The organism is Cryobacterium sandaracinum, from assembly GCF_004403415.1.
Lineage (GTDB): Bacteria > Actinomycetota > Actinomycetes > Actinomycetales > Microbacteriaceae > Cryobacterium > Cryobacterium sandaracinum.
The window spans coordinates 1-19,160 of sequence record NZ_SOGO01000020.1 but is presented as its reverse complement, the minus strand read 5'-3'; the positions used below and the strand labels follow the sequence as shown (position 1 = coordinate 19,160).

The window sequence follows — 19,160 nt, the reverse complement described above, 5'->3', positions numbered from 1 at the left end:
GGGCCTAGATCTTGGTTTCGGCCCGCGACACGGTGAGCAGCTGCCCGAGTTCGACCTTGGTCAGGTCGCGCACGGCGCCCACGCGCAGCGTGCCGAGGTGCAGCGGGCCGAACTGGCGGCGCACGAGGTCGACGACGGGGTGGCCGACGGACTCCATCATGCGGCGCACGATGCGGTTGCGGCCGGAGTGCAGGGTGAGCTCGACCAGGCTGAAGCCGTCGCCGGGAGGGCTGGTCAGGATGCGCGCCTTGTCGGCGGAGATGGGCCCGTCGTCGAGTTCGATGCCGCTCTGCAGCAGCTGGATGGTCTGCGCCGACACGCGGCCCTCGACCTTGGCGATGTAGGTCTTCAAGACCCCGAACGACGGATGCGCGAGCACGTGCGCGAGATCGCCGTCGTTGGTCAGGATCAGCAGGCCGCTCGTCATCGCGTCGAGGCGGCCCACGTTGAACAGGCGCTCCTCGAACTGGTCGGTGAACTCGCGCAGGTCGGGGCGTCCACTCTCGTCCTGCATCGACGAGACGACGCCGACGGGCTTGTTCAGCATCACGTAGCGGCGGCTGGTGTCCAGCTGCACGGCGACGTTGTCGACCATGATCAGGTCGGAGTCGGGGTGGATCCGGCGGCCCAGCTCGGTGACGACCTTGCCGTTCACGCGCACGCGGCCGGCGGCGATCATCTCCTCGGAGACCCGTCGGGACGCGACGCCCGCGGAGGCCATGACCTTCTGCAGGCGCACGCCGTCGGCGGCGGCCTCGAGATTGGTGGGTGTCCCCTGAATCCCCTGGTTGTCGGTTGTCATGGCAATTCCTCAAATCCGTTCGCGCCGTCATTGAGCAACGGCGATAGGTATGGCAACTCGTCGAGCGAGTTGATTCCGAGCTGGGCTAGCAGAAGGTCTGTGGTGCCGTAATTGATCGCACCGGTCTCACTGTCGGTGAACGCTTCGGTGATCAGACCGCGGCCGAGCAGTGTGCGCACGACCGAATCCACATTAACGGCACGAATCGAGGCTACAGCCCCGCGGCTGATCGGTTGCTTGTAGGCGATCACGGCGAGGGTCTCCAGGGCCGCCTGCGAAAGCCGGCTCGGGTTCTGGGTGACCACGAAGTCGGCCACGGTCACATCGTGCTCGGGCCGCACGTAGATGCGCCAGCCGCCGGCCACCTCGCGCAGCTCGAAGCCGCGGCGCACGGTGCCGGCGAGGCCGTCGAAGTCGGCCACGAGCCGGGCGACGGATGCGCGCACCTCGCCCAGCGTGGCGTCGACGGCCGCGGCGAGCTGCAGCAGCCCCTGCGGTTCGTCGGCGACCATCAGGATGGCCTCGAGGGTGCGCTCGAGCGGGGGGCGCGGGGCATCCGTGCCCTCTGTGTTTTCTGTGTTCTCTGCGTTCTCTGCTGCGGGGGCGGTTTCACTGCTCATAGTCGTGTCACTGCTCATAGTCGCGTCACTGCTCATAGTCGTGTCACTGCTCATAGTCGTGTCAATGCTCATAGTCGGCTCCGAGGTTGGCGAGGGTGTCATCGGTCCAGGTCTCGGCACTCCAGTGCAGGCTGAGGTCGCCGAGCGGCACGAGCTGGTCGAAAGAGATGGCGTCGAGGCGGTACAGCTCGAGCACGGCCAGGAAACGGGCGATCACGACGCCCTTCACCTCGGCGCCCACGATCAGCTCGCGGAACGTGAGCGTGTCGGCGGCGCGCAGCATCCGTACCACGTAGGCCGCCTGTTCACGGATGCTGACCAGCGGCGCGTGCAGGTGGTCGAGCCCCACGCCGGGCAGAACCCGCGGGGTGAGTGCGAGGGCGGCCAGGGCGGCGAAGTCGCCGAGGGAGAGAGTCCAGACCAGCTCGGGAGTCTGGCGGCGGAATTTCTCCTCCAGCCGCACCGCCCGCACGTGCCGGGTGGACTCGGCGTCGAGCCGGCCCTGGAACCAGGCGCTCGCGCTCTTGAAGGCCCGGTACTGCAGTAGCCGGGCGAACAGCAGGTCGCGGGCCTCGAGCAGAGCCACGTCTTCGGCGTCGACAAGCTCACCCTGCGGCAGCAGCCCGACGACCTTGAGGTCGAGCAGGGTGGCAGCGACCACCAGGAATTCGGTGGCCTGGTCGAGCTCTTCGTCCTGGTCGAGGCCGCGCAGGTAGGCGATAAACTCGTCGGTGACCCGGCTCAGGGAGATCTCGGTGATGTCGAGTTCGTGCTTGCCGATCAGGGACAGGAGCAGGTCGAACGGACCCTCGAAGTTGCCGAGGGCGACCGAAAACGACTTCGGTGCGTCCGCGTCAGGCGACGGCGCCACGCTGGATCAGTTCCCGCGCCGCCTGCTTGTAGGCCTTGGCGGCCGCGTGCTCGGGTGCGAATTCGGTGATCGGGACACCGGCGACGCTCGCGTCGGGGAACTTGACCGTGCGGCCGATGACCGTCTCGAGCACACTGTCGCCGAACGCGTCGACGACCCTCTCGAGCACCTCGCGGGAGTGCAGGGTGCGGGAGTCGAACATGGTGGCCAGGATGCCGTCGAGTTCGATGGCCGGGTTGAGCCGGTCACGCACCTTGTCGATGGTCTCGATCAGGAGCGCCACACCGCGGAGGGCGAAAAACTCGCACTCGAGCGGAATGAGCACGCCGTGGCTGGCCGTGAGCGCGTTGACGGTGAGGATACCCAGCGACGGCTGGCAGTCGATCAGGATGACGTCGTAGTCGCCGGAGATCTTGCGCAGCACGCGGGCCAGGATCTGCTCGCGGGCGACCTCGTTGACGAGGTGCACCTCCGCGGCGGACAGGTCGATGTTGGCCGGGATGATGTCGAGGTTGTGCACCGACGTCTTCTGGATGGCGTCGTGCGGGCTGACCGAGCCGCTCAGCAGCAGGTCGTAGATGGTGGTGACGTCGTGGGTGGGCACACCGAGACCGGCGGAGAGGGCGCCTTGCGGGTCGAAGTCGATGGCCAGCACGCGGCGGCCGTAGCCGGCGAGGGCGGCACCCAGGTTGATGGTGGTCGTCGTCTTGCCGACGCCGCCCTTCTGGTTGCACAGCGAAATGATGCGCGCTGGGCCATGACTGGGCAGAACCGCGGGTTCGTCGAAGTCGCGCTTGGGTCGACCGGTCGCACCGACCGGTACCTCGTCTAAACCGGAAAGTCGTGTCCGGTCATCCTGCTTGCGCGCCACTGAGATGCCCTCGATCCGTCTTACACCTGTCACTGTCCCCACTGTAGCGATCGGATCGGGCATGTTGCCGCACGGATCGCCGAAAACCGCAGGTCTGCCGCGTGAACCCGGCGTGTCTCGGCCTGTCATCGGCCTGTCATCGGTCCGTCATCGGTCTCTGATCTGTGGAACCGGGTGAGTCACAGGCTCTTGCGTTAAGATTTTCAAGTGCCTCAGCCATTTACGCCCCTCCGAATCGCGCTCGTTTGCCTGCACACGTCCCCAGGAGCTGAGCCGGGCTCGGGTGACGCCGGGGGCATGAACGTGGTCGTGCGGCACCAGGCGGAGGCTCTCGCCTCCGCCGGCCACCACGTCGATATCCTCACCCGTCGCTCCTCCCCCGTGTCGAAGACGATGCAGTTGAGCCCCGGGGTGACGCTCCGCTTTCTCGAGGCCGGACCGGCCCGTCCCGTGCCGAAGGGCGACCACGAGGAGTTCATCGAGGCGTTCCGCGTGCAGATGGATGCGCTGGGACCCTACGACGTCATCCACTCGCACCATTGGTTCTCGGGTATGGCGGCGCTCCCGCTCGCGCGCCGCCGGGGCATCCCGCACGTGCAGAGCTTCCACAGCATCGCGGCCGACGCGTCGACGCCGTTGTCGGCCGGCGAACGCCCCGAGTCCCCCGGGCGCATGGCTGGCGAGGCCTGGCTGGCGCAAGAGTCGGATGCCCTGGTCGCAATCAGCGAGTCCGAGGCCGACACCATCGTGAAGCGGCTCGGCGGTGCGCCCGAGCGCATCTCGATCGTGCTGCCGGGGGTGGACGGGATTCTGTTCCGGCCCACGGACATCCGGAGTGTCGGTGCCGCCGCGGTTGGGGCTGCCGAACTTTCTGGACCGATCGACATCCGCGGGTACGCGATCGTCGCGGGGCGCCTGCAGCCGCTGAAGGGCCTCGACCTCGCGATCGAGGCGATCGCGGCCGTGCCGGAGCCGATCCGGCCCGAACTCGTGATCGCCGGCGACGCGTCAGCCGACTACGACGGCTATATCGACGAGCTTCGGTCCCTCGCGGCCCGGCACGGAATCGAACGCAACGTGCGTTTCGTGGGTCCGCGGTCCCGCGTGGACCTGGCCCTGCTGCTGAGCGGCGCCCGGGTCGTGCTCGTACCCTCGCACTCTGAAACGTATGGGCTCGTGGCGCTGGAAGCGGCCGCGAGCGGTGTTCCCGTCGTCGCCGCGGCGGCCGGCGGACTGCGCGAGGCGGTGCTCGACGGCGACACCGGCGTGGTGCTGGACTCGCGCGATCCGAAGGTCTGGGCCGGCGCGCTCACGCAGATTCTCTCGAACCCCGCGTTCGCCCGGCGTCTGTCGCTCGCCGCGCGCGAGCGGGCCGAGCACCTGGACTGGCCGCGGTCGGCAGAAGGCCTCGTGACCGTGTACCGGTCGCTGGTGCGCCCCGGTGCCGGCGACCGCCGCCCCTCGCTGCTCAGCGCGTGAGTCTGCTGGACGGTGTTCCCACTGTTCTGTTCGTGCACGCTCATCCCGATGACGAAACCATTGCGACGGGTGCGCTGATTGCGGAAATGGCGGCCCGGGGCATCCGGGTGTCGTTGCTGACCGCCACGCGCGGCGAGCAAGGCGAGGTCGTGCGCGGGCCGCTGTCGGTGCTCGAGGGCACGGATGCGCTCACCCGGGAACGCGAGCGGGAGCTCGCCTGCGCCGCGGCGGCCCTCGGCATCGGTCTCGCGGATCGGTTCTGGCTGGGCACGCCGCCCGCGCGCGCCGCGGGCCTCGCGCCGCGCGCGTACCGGGACTCGGGCATGACCTGGATTCGTCCGGGGCTGGCCGGGCCGGCCGACGACATCGACGGCGACGCCCTGGTGCGGGCGCCCCTGGCCGAAGTGGCCGCGGATGTGGCCGCACTGATCGGGCGGCTTCGGCCTGCCCTCGTGATCAGCTACGACAACGGTGGCGGGTACGGGCATCCGGATCACGTGCGCATGCATGAAGCGGCGCTGGCCGGCAGCCGGGCGGCGGAGGTCGCGTTTGCCGAGGTGGTGCAGGTGGGGGTGGATGGTGCTACATCGGGTGCGGGTGTTGGGGGTGTTGCGGGTTCGGGTGCGGGTGCGGGTGCGGGTGCGGGTGCGGGTGCGGCCGAGTGGTTCGACCTGTCGGCGCACCTCGCGACGGTCACGGCTGCCCTGCGCTGCCACGCGAGCCAGCTCACCGTCGACGAGGGCGGTGGCCACATCGTGCACTCCGGCGGGCAGCGCGAGCCGATCATCACTGTGATGGGGCTGCGCCTGCTCTGAGGTCGGCCGCACCGACCTGCGCCCGTCTGCGGGATCTGCACTGGCTTCCGCTGGTCAGCCGCCGGCCTGGTGTGTAGCCCCTCGTGCATAACTCCTGCAAATCCTGCAGAATAGGCCCGAAAACACGGTGGAACCGGCTCCCAGCAGCCAAATTGCAGGAGCTATGCCAGGGAGGGCGCCGAGACTCCGACGGGTGACGACGCGGGTGACGACGCGGGTGACGGATGCCCCGCGCGGCGGACCCGGCCGCAACTGTTGCCGTTCCGGACAATTGTTGCCGGTACGCGGGCAACAGTTGTCCGGAGCGGCAACAGTTAGGCGGGGTTTGGCTACGCATCCCGGACCGGCGGGGCCGCCGCAGCCCAGAGCGGGGGCGGCTCTCGACAGCCGGCGTCACGTAACCTCGGGGATAATCGCGACACGCCGCATTCGGTGGCCGCTCGACCAGCGGGTTCCGAAAAACTCCGAAGCTAGCGACGGTGACGGATGCCGATGGGCGGGTTCGAGGGCCAGGTCACCGGGTTTCGGGAGGCTCAACCACCGGCGGGGCCGCCGCAGCCGCGAGCGTGGGCGGCTCTCGGCATCCGTCGTCACGTAACTTCGGAAAACACGCGAGACGCAGCCTTCGGTGGCCGCTCGAACGGAATGCCCCGGAAAGCTCAAACGTCAACGGCGCGCGGCGGCCCCGGCCGCCACTGTTGCCGTTCCGGACAGTTGTTGCCGGTACACGGGCAACAGTTGTCCGAAACGGGAACAGTCAGGCGGGGTTGAGCTCGTCCAGGACCGGCGGGGGCTCAACCACCACCGTGGGTGACTCAACCACCGGGGGGACGGAACGGGACACCCGCGCCCGCGGATGCGCCGTCGTGTACATGTCGCGCAGGGTATCCGCGGTGACGAGCGTGTAGATCTGGGTGGTGGCCACCGAGGAGTGGCCGAGCAACTCCTGCACCACGCGCACATCGGCCCCGCCCTCGAGCAGGTGCGTCGCGAAGGAGTGCCGCAGCGTGTGCGGCGAAACATGCCCCTCGAGGCCGGCGCGTTCGGCCGCAGCCCGGATGATCAACCACGCGTTCTGCCGGCTGAGCCTCTTGCCGCGAAGGCCCAGGAACAGGGCCGGCGTCGCCGGTCCACGGGCGGAGAGCAGCGGTCTCCCCCGCACCAGAAACGTGTCGATGGCCGCGCGCGCGTAACTGCCGACCGGCACGATGCGCTGTTTGTCGCCCTTGCCGGTGAGGCGCACCACCTCGGGGTCGAGCACATCGTCCACATTGAGGTTGACCACCTCCGAGACGCGGGCGCCCGTGGCGTAGAGCAGCTCGAGCAGCGCCTTGTCGCGCAGGTTGTGCACCTCGTCGCCGTCAGTCGCCGCGAGCAACAGTGTGACCTGCTCGATCGAAATTGCCTTGGGCAGCCGGGTGCCGAGCTTGGGCGGCTTGGACTCGTGGGCGACATCGGTGTCGACCACGCCCTCCTCGAGCAGAAATCGGTGAAACCCGCGCACGGTCGAGAGGATGCGCGCGATCGACGCCGCCGTCAGCGGCGACTCCTCGCGGGATCCCAAGAACCGCACGTAGTCGGAGACGTGCTGCCGGGTGACGTCGGCAAGTCCGGTCAACCCGACCGCGGCAAGCCACCGGCTGTAGATGGCCAGGTCACGCCGGTAGGCGGACACCGTATTGGTGCTCAGGCCGCGCTCGATCGCGACGTGCCGCAGATACGAGTCCACGGCCGCCGCGACGACCCCACCGGCAACTCCCGGTGCAGGCGGACCGCCCAAACCCGCGACGCCCCGGCCAGCAGGAACACCAGCCGCACCGCTCACACCACCAGACGAGGCCAACCGGTCACACCGTGTGGTCCCAATTGACCGGATGCCGCGGCCACGGCTCATCCGCCGCCCCGAGGGTGCTCCAGCCGCGCGCGCGGGCTGCCTGGGCGGCGAGCACCCCGATCACCAGCGACGGGTTCTGCACCCGGCGGGCCAGCACGGCATCGACGCAGTCATCAAGCGGCACCCAGCGCACCTCGATGTCGGCTTCCTCCTCGGTGCGCTCGAAGATCTCCGGAGCCGCGGCGAGGCCGCGCGCCAGGTAGATGCGGATGACCTCGTTGCTGCCGCCGGGCGAGGTGGCGAACTCACCGAGCACATTCCACTCGGTGGCGACGAGGTCGGTCTCCTCGGCCAGCTCGCGCTGCGCTCCGACGAGTGGATGCTCGCCGTCTTCGTCGAGCAACCCGGCCGGCAGCTCCCAGTCGCGCGTGCGCACGGGGTGCCGGTACTGCTTGATCAGCAGCACCTGGTTGTGCTCGTCGAGGGCGAGGATCGCCACGGCGCCCGGGTGGTCCAGGTACTCGCGATTGATGCGGGAGCCGTTATAGCCGAAGGTGTCGCGGCGGACATCCCACACCTTGCCGTCGAAAACGATCGCGCTGTCCGAGACCGCCGCGAAGGCCGGCTCATCCGCCAGCGGGGCGGAGGCCGATTCGCCGGACTTCTCGGCGGTCACAGGAGCGGTCACATTGGCGGCGGGCACAGACGGGTGGGTCACGGCTCAGGCATCTTCCTTGGCTTCGACCTCGAACAGGCGGCTGGCCTGCTGGCGGTCCAGGGCCGCGCTGATCAGGCCACGGAACAACGGATGCGCGTGGCTGGGCCGGCTGCGCAGCTCCGGGTGCGCCTGCGTGCCCACGTAGAACGGGTGCTCCTCGCGCTTCAGCTCGACGTACTCGACCAGGTGGCGGTCGGGTGAGGTGCCCGAGAACCACAGTCCGGCATCCGCGATCTGAGAGCGGAACGCGTTGTTGACCTCGTAGCGGTGGCGGTGACGTTCGGACGCCTCGGAGGCACCGTAGAGCTCGGCCACGATGGATCCCTCGGCCAGAACGGCCGGGTAGAGACCCAGGCGCATGGTGCCACCCAGGTCGCCGCCCGCGATGATCTCGACCTGCTCTTCCATGGTCGCGACCACCGGGAACTCGGTGTCCTCGTCGAACTCCGAGGAGGATGCGCCGGTGAGGCCGGCCTTGTTGCGGGCGTATTCGATGACCATGCACTGCAGGCCAAGGCAGAGGCCGAGCACGGGGATGCCGTTCTCGCGGGCGAACTTGAGGGCGCCGAGCTTGCCCTCGATGCCGCGCACGCCGAAGCCGCCGGGAACGCAGATGCCGTCGAGCTCACCGAGCAGGCGGTTCGCGCCCTCCTCGGTCTCGCAGTCGTCGGAGGCGATCCAGGTGACTTGGACCCTGGTCTGGTTGGCGAATCCGCCGGCGCGCAGCGCTTCGGTGACCGACAGGTAGGCGTCGGGCAGGTCGATGTACTTGCCGACCAGCCCGATGGTGACGGTGTGCTGGGGCTCGCGCACGGCGTCGAGCACCTTCTGCCAACCGGTCCAGTCGACGCTGGTGACGGGCAGGCCGAGGCGGTCGGTGATGTACTTGTCCAGGCCCTGATCGTGCAGCATGGTGGGGATCTCGTAAATGCTCGGCACGTCGACCGCGTTGACCACGGCGTCTTCGTCGACGTCGCACATCAGCGCGATCTTGCGCTTGTTCGAGTCGGAGACGGGCCGGTCGCTGCGCAGCACGAGCGCATCCGGCTGGATGCCGATGGAACGCAGGGCGGCAACGGAGTGCTGGGTGGGCTTGGTCTTCTGCTCCCCCGCGGCGCCGAGGAACGGCACCAGCGAGACGTGCACGAAGAAGACGTTGTTCCGGCCGAGTTCGTGGCGCACCTGGCGTGCCGCCTCGAGGAACGGCTGGGACTCGATGTCGCCGACCGTGCCGCCGATCTCGGAGATGATCACGTCGGGGCGCAGCTCGTCGCTGGCCTGCAGGCGCATGCGGCGCTTGATCTCGTCGGTGATGTGCGGGATGACCTGCACGGTGTCGCCGAGGTACTCGCCGCGGCGTTCCTTGGCGATCACCTGCGAGTAGACCTGACCGGTCGTGACGTTCGCGGCCTGGTTGAGGTTGATGTCGAGGAACCGTTCGTAGTGTCCGATGTCCAGGTCGGTCTCAGCACCGTCGTCGGTCACGAAGACCTCGCCGTGCTGGAACGGGTTCATCGTGCCGGGGTCCACATTGAGATAGGGGTCGAGCTTCTGCATGACCACGCGGAGACCGCTGGCCGTGAGGAGATTGCCGAGGCTTGCCGCCGTCAGGCCCTTGCCCAAAGAAGAAACGACACCACCGGTCACAAAAATGTGTCGTGTCGTGTCGTTGCGTACTGATTCGTCCGTGCTTTTATTTTCCACCACGGGCTTCGACTCTAGCATTGAGGGCTGACCTATCGGTTGGCGCGGGCGAGGTTCATGAGCTCCCGGGCATGTTCGAGTCCGCTCGCGGAATCGGGCAGGCCGGAGAGCAGGCGGGCCATTTCGGCGGCACGCTCGTCGCCGTGCAGCTGGCGCACGCTGCTGGCGGTGACGGAGCCGTCGCTGTCCTTGACGACGCTGAGGTGGTTGCCGGCGAACGCGGCCACCTGGGCAAGGTGGGTGACCACGATCACCTGGGCGGTTTCGGCGAGCCGGGCCAGCCGGCGGCCGATCTCGATCGCCGCGGCGCCGCCCACGCCGGCGTCGACCTCGTCGAAGACGAAGGTCGGCACCGGGTCGGCCTGGTTGATGACGACCTCGATCGCAAGCATCACCCGGGACAGTTCGCCACCGGAGGCCCCGCGCGCCAGCGACCGTGGCTCCGCCCCCGCGTGCGGGCGCAGGAGAATCTTCACGAGGTCGCGTCCGGTGGCGGTGATCTCGGCCCGGCCGTCGACCTCGACCAGCAGCGACGCGTTCGGCATGGCCAGGGCGGCCAGTTCGGCTGTGACGGCCGCGCCCAGGGCCTCTGCGGCAGCGCGACGGATGCCGGTGAGCTGGTCGGCGAGGCCGTCAGTCGACTGGCGTGCGGCATCCGTTTCGGTGTGGAGCGTGTCTATGCGGTCGGAGTCGCTGTCGAGTTCGAGCAGACGGGCACTGCCGGTGTCGAGAAAGTCGATGGCCTCGTCAAGGCCGCCCGCGTACTTGCGGGCCAGGCCGGTGAGCTCCGAGCGGCGCTCCTGCACGACCTCGAGTTCGCGGGCGCCATCGGCGTCGAGGCCGGCCAGGTAGCTGGAGAGCTGCGCGGCGATGTCGGCAACCAGGAAGCCGGCGTTTGCGAGTGCCTCGGCAAGGGGCGGCAGGGCCGGGTCGTGCTCCCCGGCCCGTTCGAGCTGGCGCCGGGCGGACTCGAGCAGGGCGACAGCGTCGGGCATCTCGTCGGGGTTCTCCTCCGCCGAGAGCAACTCCCGGGCCTGGGCGGCCGCGATGCGCAGCTCCTCGAGGTTGCCGAGGCGTTCGGCGCGTTCGCTGAGCGACTCGTCTTCGCCGCGCTGGGGGGCGACGAGTTCGATCTCGTCGATGGCGGCGCGCAGCGTGTCGGCCTCGCGGGCGCGCTGGTCCTGCTCGTCGACGAGTCGGTCGAGCTCACTCTGAAGGCCCTGCCAGCGGTAGTAGGCCCTCTGGAACAGGTCGAGGGTTTCGGCGAGCGTCGGCCCGGCGAAGCGGTCCAGGGCTGCAGCCTGGGCGACGGCCGAACGCAGACGCACCTGGTCGGACTGGCCGTGCACGACCACGAGGTCGCCGCCGAGGTCGCTGAGCACGCCGGCGGGGGCGCTGCGCCCGCCGACCACGGCCCGGCTGCGTCCCTCCGCGGACACCGAGCGGCTGAGGATGAGTTCGGGGCCGTCGAGGTCTCCCCCGGCGTCCCGCACGCGGGTCGCGACGGTGCCGTCGGCGGGGATCAGCCAGCGGCCCTCCACCCAGCTCTGCGACTGGCCCTGGCGCACGAGACCGGGATCGGCACGCTGGCCGAGCAGCAGGCCGAGCGCGGTGACGACCATGGTTTTGCCGGCGCCGGTCTCGCCCGTCACGGCGGTGAAGCCGGGGCCGAGCGGCAGGGTGGCCTCAGCAATGACACCGAGGTCACGGATGACGAGCTCCTCGATCATGCGGAACGCCTATTCACGGCCGACCGGGCCTCTCCAACCCGTGACGGGCAGGTTGAATTTGTTGACCAGTCGGTCGGTGAACGGGCCGCTGTGCAGGCGGGCCAGCCGAACGGGAATCGGTGAACGGCGCACGATCACACGGGAGCCCGGCGGCAGGTCGTGCACGCGGCGACCGTCGGCGCAGAGCACCGCGGCCCCGCCGGTGCGGGCGAGCACCTCCACGGCGAGCGACGAGTCCGGGCCCACGACGAGCGGGCGGGCGAAGAGGGCGTGAGCGCTGAGCGGCACCAGCAGCAGCGCGTCGAGCGTCGGCCAGACGATCGGGCCGCCGCCCGAGAAGGCGTAGGCGGTGGAGCCCGTGGGCGTGGACATGACCACGCCGTCGCAACCGAAGGAGGAGAGCGGGCGGCCGTCGACCTCGATGACGACCTCGAGCATCCGTTCACGGCTGGATTTCTCGACTGTGGCCTCGTTCAACGCCCAGGTCTCGTAGATCACCTCATCGCCGAGCTTGACCCGAACGGCGAGGGCCATGCGTTCCTCGACCAGGTAGTCGCGCAGCAGAGCCCGGCGCACGGCCTCACCGAGGTCGTCGCGCTCGCTCTCGGCGAGGAAACCTACGTGGCCGAGGTTGATGCCGAGCAATGGGGCCGAACAGCCGCGCACGACTTCGGCGGCACGCAGGATGGTGCCGTCGCCGCCGAGCACGATCACGAGTTCGAGTTCGGTGGTCGCGACGCACTCGTGCAGGATCGCGATCTGGTCGTCGAGGTCCGGGCAGTGCGCGAGCAGGTCGGCGCGCTCGTTGCGGGCCAGCACCGGCACGGCTCCGGCGGCCAGCAGCTGCTGGCAGACGGTGACGGCGGCCTCGAGGGAATCCGTGCGGCCGGTGTGCGCGACGACGAGGATGTTGCGTGGTGCTGCACTCATTTAGTCACTCCCACCAGCGCCGTTGTGCGTTCGATCCATTCTGTCGGATTGCTGCCGACCGCGCTCGACAGCCAGCACAGGTACTCGCGATTTCCGGCGCCGCCGGCGATGGGCGAGGCGATCAAACCGTTCGTCTTGAGGCCGAGATCCCACGCCGCCCAGAGCACACCGGCAATCGCGTCGGCACGGAGGCCCGGATCGTGCACGACGCCCTCGCGGATGCTGCCCTTGCCGACCTCGAATTGCGGCTTGATCAGCAGCACGAAGTCGGCACCGTCGGCGGCGGACGCCACCAGGGCCGGAAGCACGGTGGTCAGGGAGATGAAGGACAGGTCTCCCACGACCAGGTCCACCCGCTGCGGCACCCCGGAGGCGGCCGCGATCTTCTCGGCCGTGGCGTAGCGCAGGTTGAACCCCTCGACCAGCACGAGTCGCGGCTCGGTCGCCAGCTGAGGGGCCAGTTGCCCGTGCCCCACATCCACCCCGATGACCTGGCCGGCGCCGCGTTCGAGCAGCACCTGGCTGAAGCCGCCCGTGGACACTCCGGCGTCGAGCACCGTGCGGCCCAGGGCCGGAACCGCGAAGGCGTCGAGGGCGGCGATGAGCTTGTGGGCGCCGCGGCTGACGTAGTGGTCGGTGGCCGCCACCTCGATCAGCTGGGTGTCCCGCACCTTGGCGGATGCCTTGACGACGGGCGTGCCGTCGACCGTGACCAGTCCGCCCACGATCAGCTGCGCGGCGACGGTGCGGGACCGGGCCAGACCGCGCTCGGCGACGGCCGAGTCGAGGCGCTGGTGGGGCATCCGCTCGCCGGCAACGCCGGGGTCGCTGGGGTCGCTGGCACTGGTGTCGGGGGCGACGTCATCGGGGGCGCCCATCGGGGTTCCGTCGACGTCGGTCATGGGTGGCTCGCCCGGGGAACGTCTCCACCTTCGAGGTGGCCCCGCAGCCCGTCGTGCTCCTGAACGTACGCGGCGGCGCGCTCCTCGAGGGGCCGGTCTTCGATCGCGGCGAGCCGCGCGGGAAGATCCTGGGTTACGTCGTCCGTCGTCACGTGGGGCTGATTCACCCTCTCCACGTTACCGTCCGAGATACAGTCGCTCCGGAACAGTGAGCCCGTAGATGGGCCGACCGGATGCCCAGATCACGGCGCAGGCGGCGCGGAGCAGGTTGATCGCCCCGTCACCCTCGGCCACGATCGTGACGTCGGCGCCGACAATGCGCACCGTCGCCCCGTTCACCGTGGCGGAGGAGCCGTCCTTGGAGAACACCGTCTGCGGGTAAGGCTCGTGCAGCTGGCGCAGGTCGTCGAGGATATACGTCGGCCGCGACTTGGCGTCGGCGGCCAGGGTCTGCTTGGCCTTGTCGATGCCGGTGAGCACCAGCGCGGCCGGAATGCCGGCCCGGTTCGCGCCGAGGATGTCGGTGTCGAGGCGGTCGCCGATGAACAGGGGCGCCTGCGCCTCGAAGCGGGTGACGGCCTCGGTGAAGATGGCCACCTCGGGCTTGCCGGCCACGATCGGCAGGCGACCGACGGCGCTGTGCACGGCGGAGACGAGGGTGCCGTTGCCGGGCGCGATCCCCCGGGCCACCGGGATGGTCCAGTCGGTGTTCGTGGCGATCCACGGGATCTCCACGCCATCCTCGTTCGGGTGCAGGGCGAACGCGGCCTCGGCCAGGTCCTTCCAGCCGAGGTCGGGCGAGAAGCCCTGGATCACGGCGGCCGGAGCGTCATCCGCCGAGCGGGTGACGACGAAGCCACCCTTTTCAACCTCGGTCAGAAGACCTTCGCCGCCGATCACGAGGATGCGCGAGCCGGCCGGCACCTCATCCGCGAGCAGACGCACGGCGGCCTGCGGTGAGGTTACGACATCCGTCGCCACCGTGTGCAGGCCCAGTTCGGAGAGGTGGTCCGCCACGGACTGGTCGGTGCGGGACGCGTTGTTGGTGAGGTAGCCGACCCGCACAGTTTCCGCCGCACGGTTCAGGCTCTCGACCGCGAACGGGATGGCCGCTGGACCGGCGTAGACCACGCCGTCCAGGTCGACCAGAACCACGTCGACGCCGGTCAGCGGGGTGACCGCCTCAAGCACGCGGCGACGCCTGAGCATCGTGCTCCGCCTCGTCGGTGGAGTCGTCGGCGTCATTCGCGGACTCTTCGTCGGAGACGTCAGTCGCGTCGTCGTCGTCGTCGGTGGAGTCGTCGGCGTCATTCGCGGACTCTTCGTCGGAGACGTCAGTCGCGTCGTCGTCGTCGGTGTCGGTGTCGGTGTCGGTGTCGGTGTCGTCGGACTCCTTCTCGTCGATCTCCTCCTCGTCGATCTCCTCCTCGTCGATCTCGAGGATCTCCATGGTCTCGTCGAAATCGGTCACGCCGGACACGGCAGCGTCGGCCCGTTCGGCCCGCTCGTTCCACAGTTCGGCCTCGTCGTCGCGGCCCAGCTCGCCGAGAACCTCGGCGTAGGCGGCGAACAGCTCGGCGCTGTAGGAGAACGCGGTCTTCGGGTCCAGCTGCGGGATCTCCAGCTCGCTGAGCGCAGCCTCGGTCTCGCCGAGGTCCAGACGCGCCCCGGACATGGCGATCGCCAGGGCAACCTGAACGGATGCCGGCAGCGAGGCGCGCTCGACGGAGCGTCCCAGCTCGAGCGCCCGGTCCGGGCGGCCCACGCCGCGCTCACTGTCCACCATCAGCGCAAGCTGATCGTTGGAACCGGAGATGCGGCGATAGGTGCGCAGTTCCCGCAGCGCCAGGGCGAAGTCGCCCGTGGCGTAGGCGGTGATCGCGAGGCTCTCGCGCACCACGGCGATCCGGCCGGCACGACGGGCAGCCGACAGGACGTGGCGGTGAGCCAGCTCGGGGTCTTCGTCGATGACGCGGGCGGCCATGGCCAAGTGGCGGCCGACGGCCTCGGCGTTGTCCTTGCTGAGGGTCTTGAGCTCGTTGCGGGCGATCCGGTCGAGGTCCTGCGACGTGATGTCGTCGGGCAGCTCGGGGTCGTCGTGGCGCGGGCGCACCGAACGAAGCTCGCGCTGCATGCGCTGCTCTTCGGTCATCTCCTCTTCGACGACACGGGCATCGCGGTCACCGCGGGCCGGGGCACCGTCACGGGTCCACAGCTTCTTACCGGCGTCTCCGCGCGGAGCTCCGGCACGGTTCGGCGAACCGCCGCGCTGGGTCCAGGGCTTCTCGCCACCCTGCTGCGGGCGATCGGTGCGCTCGGGACGGGCGCCGTCCTTGGCCCAGGGCTTGCGCTCCCCGCCGCCGGAGGAGCGATCGGAGTTGCCCCGGTACGGGGGACGCTCGCCGCCCTGCGGGCGATCGGGATTGCCCCGGTACGGGGGACGCTCGCCGCCCTGCGGGCGATCGGGATTGCCCCGGTAGCCACCGGTAGAGGGACGGTCCGAATTGCCACGGTAAGGGGGACGCTCACCCTGCTGCGGACGGTCGGAATTGCCGCGGGAGGAAGGACGCTCACCCTGCTGCGGACGCTCGGAGTTGCCACGGTAAGGAGGACGCTCGCCACCCTGCGGGCGTTCAGAGTTGCCCCGGTAGCCACCGGTAGAGGGACGGTCCGAATTGCCACGGTAGGGAGGACGCTCGCCCTGTTGCGGGCGGACAGAGTTGCCACGATAAGGGGGACGCTCGCCACCCTGCTGCGGACGCTCGGAGTTGCCACGATAAGGGGGACGTTCACCATCACGCTGGGGACGGTCAGTATTGCCACGGTAACCACCCGTGGCCGGGCGGTCGGAGTTGCCACGATAAGGGGGACGCTGACCATCACGCTGCGGACGCTCGGTATCGCCACGGTACGAAGGACGCTCGCCACCGTTGGCCGGACGCTCGGAATTTGCACGGTAACCGCCCGTGGAGGGACGATCGGAGTTCCCGCGGTAGGGAGGACGCTCGCCTCCCTGCTTCGGACGCTCGGAATTACCGCGGTAAGGGGGACGCTCACCGTCACGCTGCGGACGGTCGGACCGGCCCTGGTAACCCCCGTTGGAACGACGATCGTCTCGTCCGCCGTCGCGTGATTCGTTATCGTGCGTTCCTGAAGGGCTCACTGTGTCTCCTGTGTAATTTGACCTGTCATTTCGACAGACCTATCAACAGTAACTCAACGCCAAATGACCACCCGTCTGGGAGGCCATTTTGGTTGATTCTGAATCGAGTCCGGCGGTGTCATACCGGGTCGCGGCGAGTGTCCCTCTCCGGTCGAGAGTGGTGGCTCTACCGGGCACTTTCGACCGGAATGAAGACATTCACTCTCGCTCACCACATGGAATTCACCTCGAGGGGTGGCCAACTGTCGTTGGTGCAGGTGTGCCCTCCCACGGGGTGGTGTGGTTCGTGGCGCAAGGTGTGGAGGTGGACGCACGGTATGGAGGTGGGCGCAGGTAGAGCGTGCGCCGCGGGGCGGCTTGGCCAGGGCCCGTGTGTGTGTGGCTAACTCAGGACATCTGTTGCCCGCAGTAGACGGCCGCCGCGGGTTAGTGCGGCATTGGTGCGGATGCCCGGCACGGCCCGGCTGGATCTCCTGAGTTGGCCACGACCGCTGCTGGATGTGCGCCGCGGGGTGGATGGGGCGGGGGCGTCGCTGTTGGTGGGCGCCGGGCGGGGCGGTGGTGGTTAACGCACAATGGCCACCCGTTGGGGTGGCCATTGTGTGTGTTGCTACGTTGAGTCCGGCGGTGTCCTACTCTCCCACAGGGTCCCCCCTGCAGTACCATCGGCGCTGAGAGTCTTAGCTTCCGGGTTCGGAATGTGACCGGGCGTTTCCCTCTCGCTATAGCCGCCGAAACATCTTTCGATGAATCGAATCTATATTTTTTAGTTATAGAGCCCTCAGTGTTTATGAGTCACCGTGGGGCGTTGTTCTCGACCGTACATCGAGAACCACATAGTGGACGCTTGCAGCTTATTCAAACTGGTGTGTTATCAAATTATTGGCTTATTAGTACCGGTCAGCTCCGAGGGTCTTTAGTCCCCTCTTCCACATCCGGCCTATCAACGCAGTAGTCTAGCTGCGAGCCTCTCCCCCGAAGGGATGGAAATCTCATCTCGAAGCCGGCTTCCCGCTTAGATGCTTTCAGCGGTTATCCGTTCCGAACGTAGCTAATCAGCGGTGCTCCTGGCGGAACAACTGACACACCAGAGGTTCGTCCATCCCGGTCCTCTCGTACTAGGGATAGATCTTCTCAAATTTCCTGCGCGCGCAGCGGATAGGGACCGAACTGTCTCACGACGTTCTAAACCCAGCTCGCGTACCGCTTTAATGGGCGAACAGCCCAACCCTTGGGACCTACTCCAGCCCCAGGATGCGACGAGCCGACATCGAGGTGCCAAACCATGCCGTCGATATGGACTCTTGGGCAAGATCAGCCTGTTATCCCCGAGGTACCTTTTATCCGTTGAGCGACAGCGCTTCCACAAGCCACTGCCGGATCACTAGTCCCGACTTTCGTCCCTGCTCGACTTGTCAGTCTCACAGTCAAGCTCCCTTGTGCACTTACACTCGACACCTGATTGCCAACCAGGTTGAGGGAACCTTTGGGCGCCTCCGTTACTTTTTAGGAGGCAACCGCCCCAGTTAAACTACCCACCAGGCACTGTCCCTGAACCGGATCACGGTTCGAAGTTAGATATCCAATATGACCAGAGTGGTATTTCAACGTTGACTCCACCTGAACTAGCGTCCAAGCTTCACAGTCTCCCACCTATCCTACACAAGCCACACCGAACACCAATACCAAGCTGTAGTAAAGGTCACGGGGTCTTTCCGTCCTGCTGCGCGTAACGAGCATCTTTACTCGTAATGCAATTTCGCCGAGTTCGCGGTTGAGACAGCTGGGAAGTCGTTACGCCATTCGTGCAGGTCGGAACTTACCCGACAAGGAATTTCGCTACCTTAGGATGGTTATAGTTACCACCGCCGTTTACTGGGGCTTAAATTCTCAGCTTCGCCTTGCGGCTAACCGTTCCTCTTAACCTTCCAGCACCGGGCAGGCGTCAGTCCGTATACATCGTCTTGCGACTTGGCACGGACCTGTGTTTTTAGTAAACAGTCGCTTCCCACTGGTCTCTGCGGCCTTCGAACGCTCCAGGAGTAAATCCCTTCACGCCTCAGGCCCCCCTTCTCCCGAAGTTACGGGGGCATTTTGCCGAGTTCCTTAACCACGATTCTCTCGATCTCCTTAGTATTCTCTACCTGATCACCTGAGTCGGTTTGGGGTACGGGTGACTAAAACCTCGCGTCGATGCTTTTCTTGGCAGCATAGGATCACTGATTTCGTCCGTGAGGACTACCCATCGGGTCTCAACCTTCATGAGAGACGGATTTGCCTATCTCTCGGCCTACATCCTTAGACCGGGACAACCATCGCCCGGCTCAGCTACCTTCCTGCGTCACACCTGTTAATACGCTAACCGCACCAGCATAGGGTCGCACGCTAGGCCCCACGCTTCACCCCGAAGGGATCCATCTAGAGGATTCAGATGCTTAGCATTTCTGGATTAGTTTGGGCGGTTTTTCGCCAGTACGGGAATATAAACCCGTTGTCCATCGACTACGCCTGTCGGCCTCGCCTTAGGTCCCGACTTACCCAGGGCGGATTAGCCTGGCCCTGGAAACCTTGATCTTTCGGAGGACGGGTTTCTCACCCGTCTTTCGCTACTCATGCCTGCATTCTCACTCGTGTAGCCTCCACGGCTGGTTTACACCGCCGCTTCGCTGGCCACACGACGCTCTCCTACCCATCAACACGGCTGAACCAACACCACAAGGG

16 protein-coding genes and 2 rRNA genes are annotated in these 19,160 nt (G+C 67.5%); 3 read left to right on the top strand and 15 right to left on the bottom strand.

The features are described from left to right. Nucleotides 1-4: 4 nt before the first annotated feature. The 4 genes from E3T25_RS06225 to E3T25_RS06210 form a co-directional block, all read right to left on the bottom strand. Entirely contained in the window at nucleotides 5-802 is a 798-nt protein-coding gene (locus E3T25_RS06225) for a pseudouridine synthase (protein WP_104100394.1), read from the bottom strand. Further along, on the bottom strand, nucleotides 799-1,422 hold the full coding sequence (scpB, locus tag E3T25_RS06220) for an SMC-Scp complex subunit ScpB (RefSeq protein WP_134373096.1): 624 nt from the start codon (nucleotides 1,420-1,422) through the stop codon (nucleotides 799-801). The genes E3T25_RS06225 and scpB overlap by 4 nt, the downstream gene beginning before the upstream one ends. A 61-nt stretch (nucleotides 1,423-1,483) precedes the next feature. Further along, nucleotides 1,484-2,293 (bottom strand): segregation and condensation protein A, encoded by an 810-nt coding sequence (locus E3T25_RS06215; RefSeq protein ID WP_134373093.1) that lies wholly within the window; start codon nucleotides 2,291-2,293, stop codon nucleotides 1,484-1,486. After that, on the bottom strand, nucleotides 2,277-3,164 hold the full coding sequence (locus E3T25_RS06210) for a ParA family protein (RefSeq protein ID WP_233191344.1): 888 nt from the start codon (nucleotides 3,162-3,164) through the stop codon (nucleotides 2,277-2,279). Before E3T25_RS06210 ends, E3T25_RS06215 begins: the two co-directional genes overlap by 17 nt. A gap of 207 nt (nucleotides 3,165-3,371) precedes the next feature. Here E3T25_RS06210 and E3T25_RS06205 point away from each other — a divergent pair, with 207 nt between their 5' ends. Both E3T25_RS06205 and E3T25_RS06200 read left to right on the top strand, forming a co-directional pair. Then, complete coding sequence (locus E3T25_RS06205) at nucleotides 3,372-4,643, top strand: glycosyltransferase (protein ID WP_241980681.1); 1,272 nt, start codon at nucleotides 3,372-3,374, stop codon at nucleotides 4,641-4,643. Beyond that, nucleotides 4,640-5,458 (top strand): PIG-L family deacetylase, encoded by an 819-nt coding sequence (locus E3T25_RS06200; protein ID WP_166785960.1) that lies wholly within the window; start codon nucleotides 4,640-4,642, stop codon nucleotides 5,456-5,458. Before E3T25_RS06205 ends, E3T25_RS06200 begins: the two co-directional genes overlap by 4 nt. Before the next feature lie 757 nt (nucleotides 5,459-6,215). On the opposite strand, the gene xerD is transcribed toward E3T25_RS06200, so the two are convergent. From xerD to E3T25_RS17055, 9 genes are all read right to left on the bottom strand, one after another. Then, nucleotides 6,216-7,283: a site-specific tyrosine recombinase XerD gene (xerD, locus tag E3T25_RS06195; RefSeq protein ID WP_420898230.1), complete on the bottom strand. Its 1,068-nt coding sequence runs from the start codon at nucleotides 7,281-7,283 to the stop codon at nucleotides 6,216-6,218. Between the two features lie 22 nt (nucleotides 7,284-7,305). Further along, nucleotides 7,306-7,929 (bottom strand): NUDIX domain-containing protein, encoded by a 624-nt coding sequence (locus E3T25_RS06190; RefSeq protein WP_174720203.1) that lies wholly within the window; start codon nucleotides 7,927-7,929, stop codon nucleotides 7,306-7,308. A gap of 84 nt (nucleotides 7,930-8,013) precedes the next feature. Further along, on the bottom strand, nucleotides 8,014-9,735 hold the full coding sequence (locus E3T25_RS06185; protein ID WP_134373085.1) for a CTP synthase: 1,722 nt from the start codon (nucleotides 9,733-9,735) through the stop codon (nucleotides 8,014-8,016). Nucleotides 9,736-9,746: 11 nt separating this feature from the next. Continuing rightward, the gene (recN, locus tag E3T25_RS06180) at nucleotides 9,747-11,444 is read right to left on the bottom strand and encodes a DNA repair protein RecN (protein ID WP_134373082.1); all 1,698 of its coding nucleotides are present in this window, start codon (nucleotides 11,442-11,444) and stop codon (nucleotides 9,747-9,749) included. A 9-nt stretch (nucleotides 11,445-11,453) separates the two neighbouring features. Next, a complete protein-coding gene (locus tag E3T25_RS06175) occupies nucleotides 11,454-12,374 on the bottom strand; it encodes an NAD kinase (RefSeq protein ID WP_104100385.1) in 921 nt (306 codons plus the stop codon). Next, entirely contained in the window at nucleotides 12,371-13,177 is an 807-nt protein-coding gene (locus E3T25_RS06170; RefSeq protein ID WP_134341968.1) for a TlyA family RNA methyltransferase, read from the bottom strand. The genes E3T25_RS06175 and E3T25_RS06170 overlap by 4 nt, the downstream gene beginning before the upstream one ends. 95 nt (nucleotides 13,178-13,272) lie before the next feature. Beyond that, nucleotides 13,273-13,443, bottom strand: a complete 171-nt coding sequence (locus E3T25_RS16695; RefSeq protein ID WP_158250237.1) for a hypothetical protein — start codon at nucleotides 13,441-13,443, stop codon at nucleotides 13,273-13,275. A 10-nt stretch (nucleotides 13,444-13,453) separates the two neighbouring features. Further along, nucleotides 13,454-14,485 (bottom strand): HAD-IIA family hydrolase, encoded by a 1,032-nt coding sequence (locus tag E3T25_RS06165; protein ID WP_134373079.1) that lies wholly within the window; start codon nucleotides 14,483-14,485, stop codon nucleotides 13,454-13,456. After that, nucleotides 14,460-15,410 (bottom strand): hypothetical protein, encoded by a 951-nt coding sequence (locus E3T25_RS17055; protein ID WP_241980679.1) that lies wholly within the window; start codon nucleotides 15,408-15,410, stop codon nucleotides 14,460-14,462. Before E3T25_RS17055 ends, E3T25_RS06165 begins: the two co-directional genes overlap by 26 nt. Between E3T25_RS17055 and E3T25_RS06155 the strand changes: the two genes are divergently transcribed. After that, nucleotides 15,375-16,409, top strand: a complete 1,035-nt coding sequence (locus tag E3T25_RS06155; protein ID WP_134373076.1) for a hypothetical protein — start codon at nucleotides 15,375-15,377, stop codon at nucleotides 16,407-16,409. The genes E3T25_RS17055 and E3T25_RS06155 overlap by 36 nt on opposite strands. Before the next feature lie 649 nt (nucleotides 16,410-17,058). On the opposite strand, the gene rrf is transcribed toward E3T25_RS06155, so the two are convergent. Further along, nucleotides 17,059-17,175: ribosomal RNA gene (rrf, locus tag E3T25_RS06150) — 5S ribosomal RNA — on the bottom strand. Nucleotides 17,176-17,309: 134 nt separating this feature from the next. Beyond that, nucleotides 17,310-19,160 (bottom strand): 23S ribosomal RNA (locus E3T25_RS06145); the annotation flags it as partial.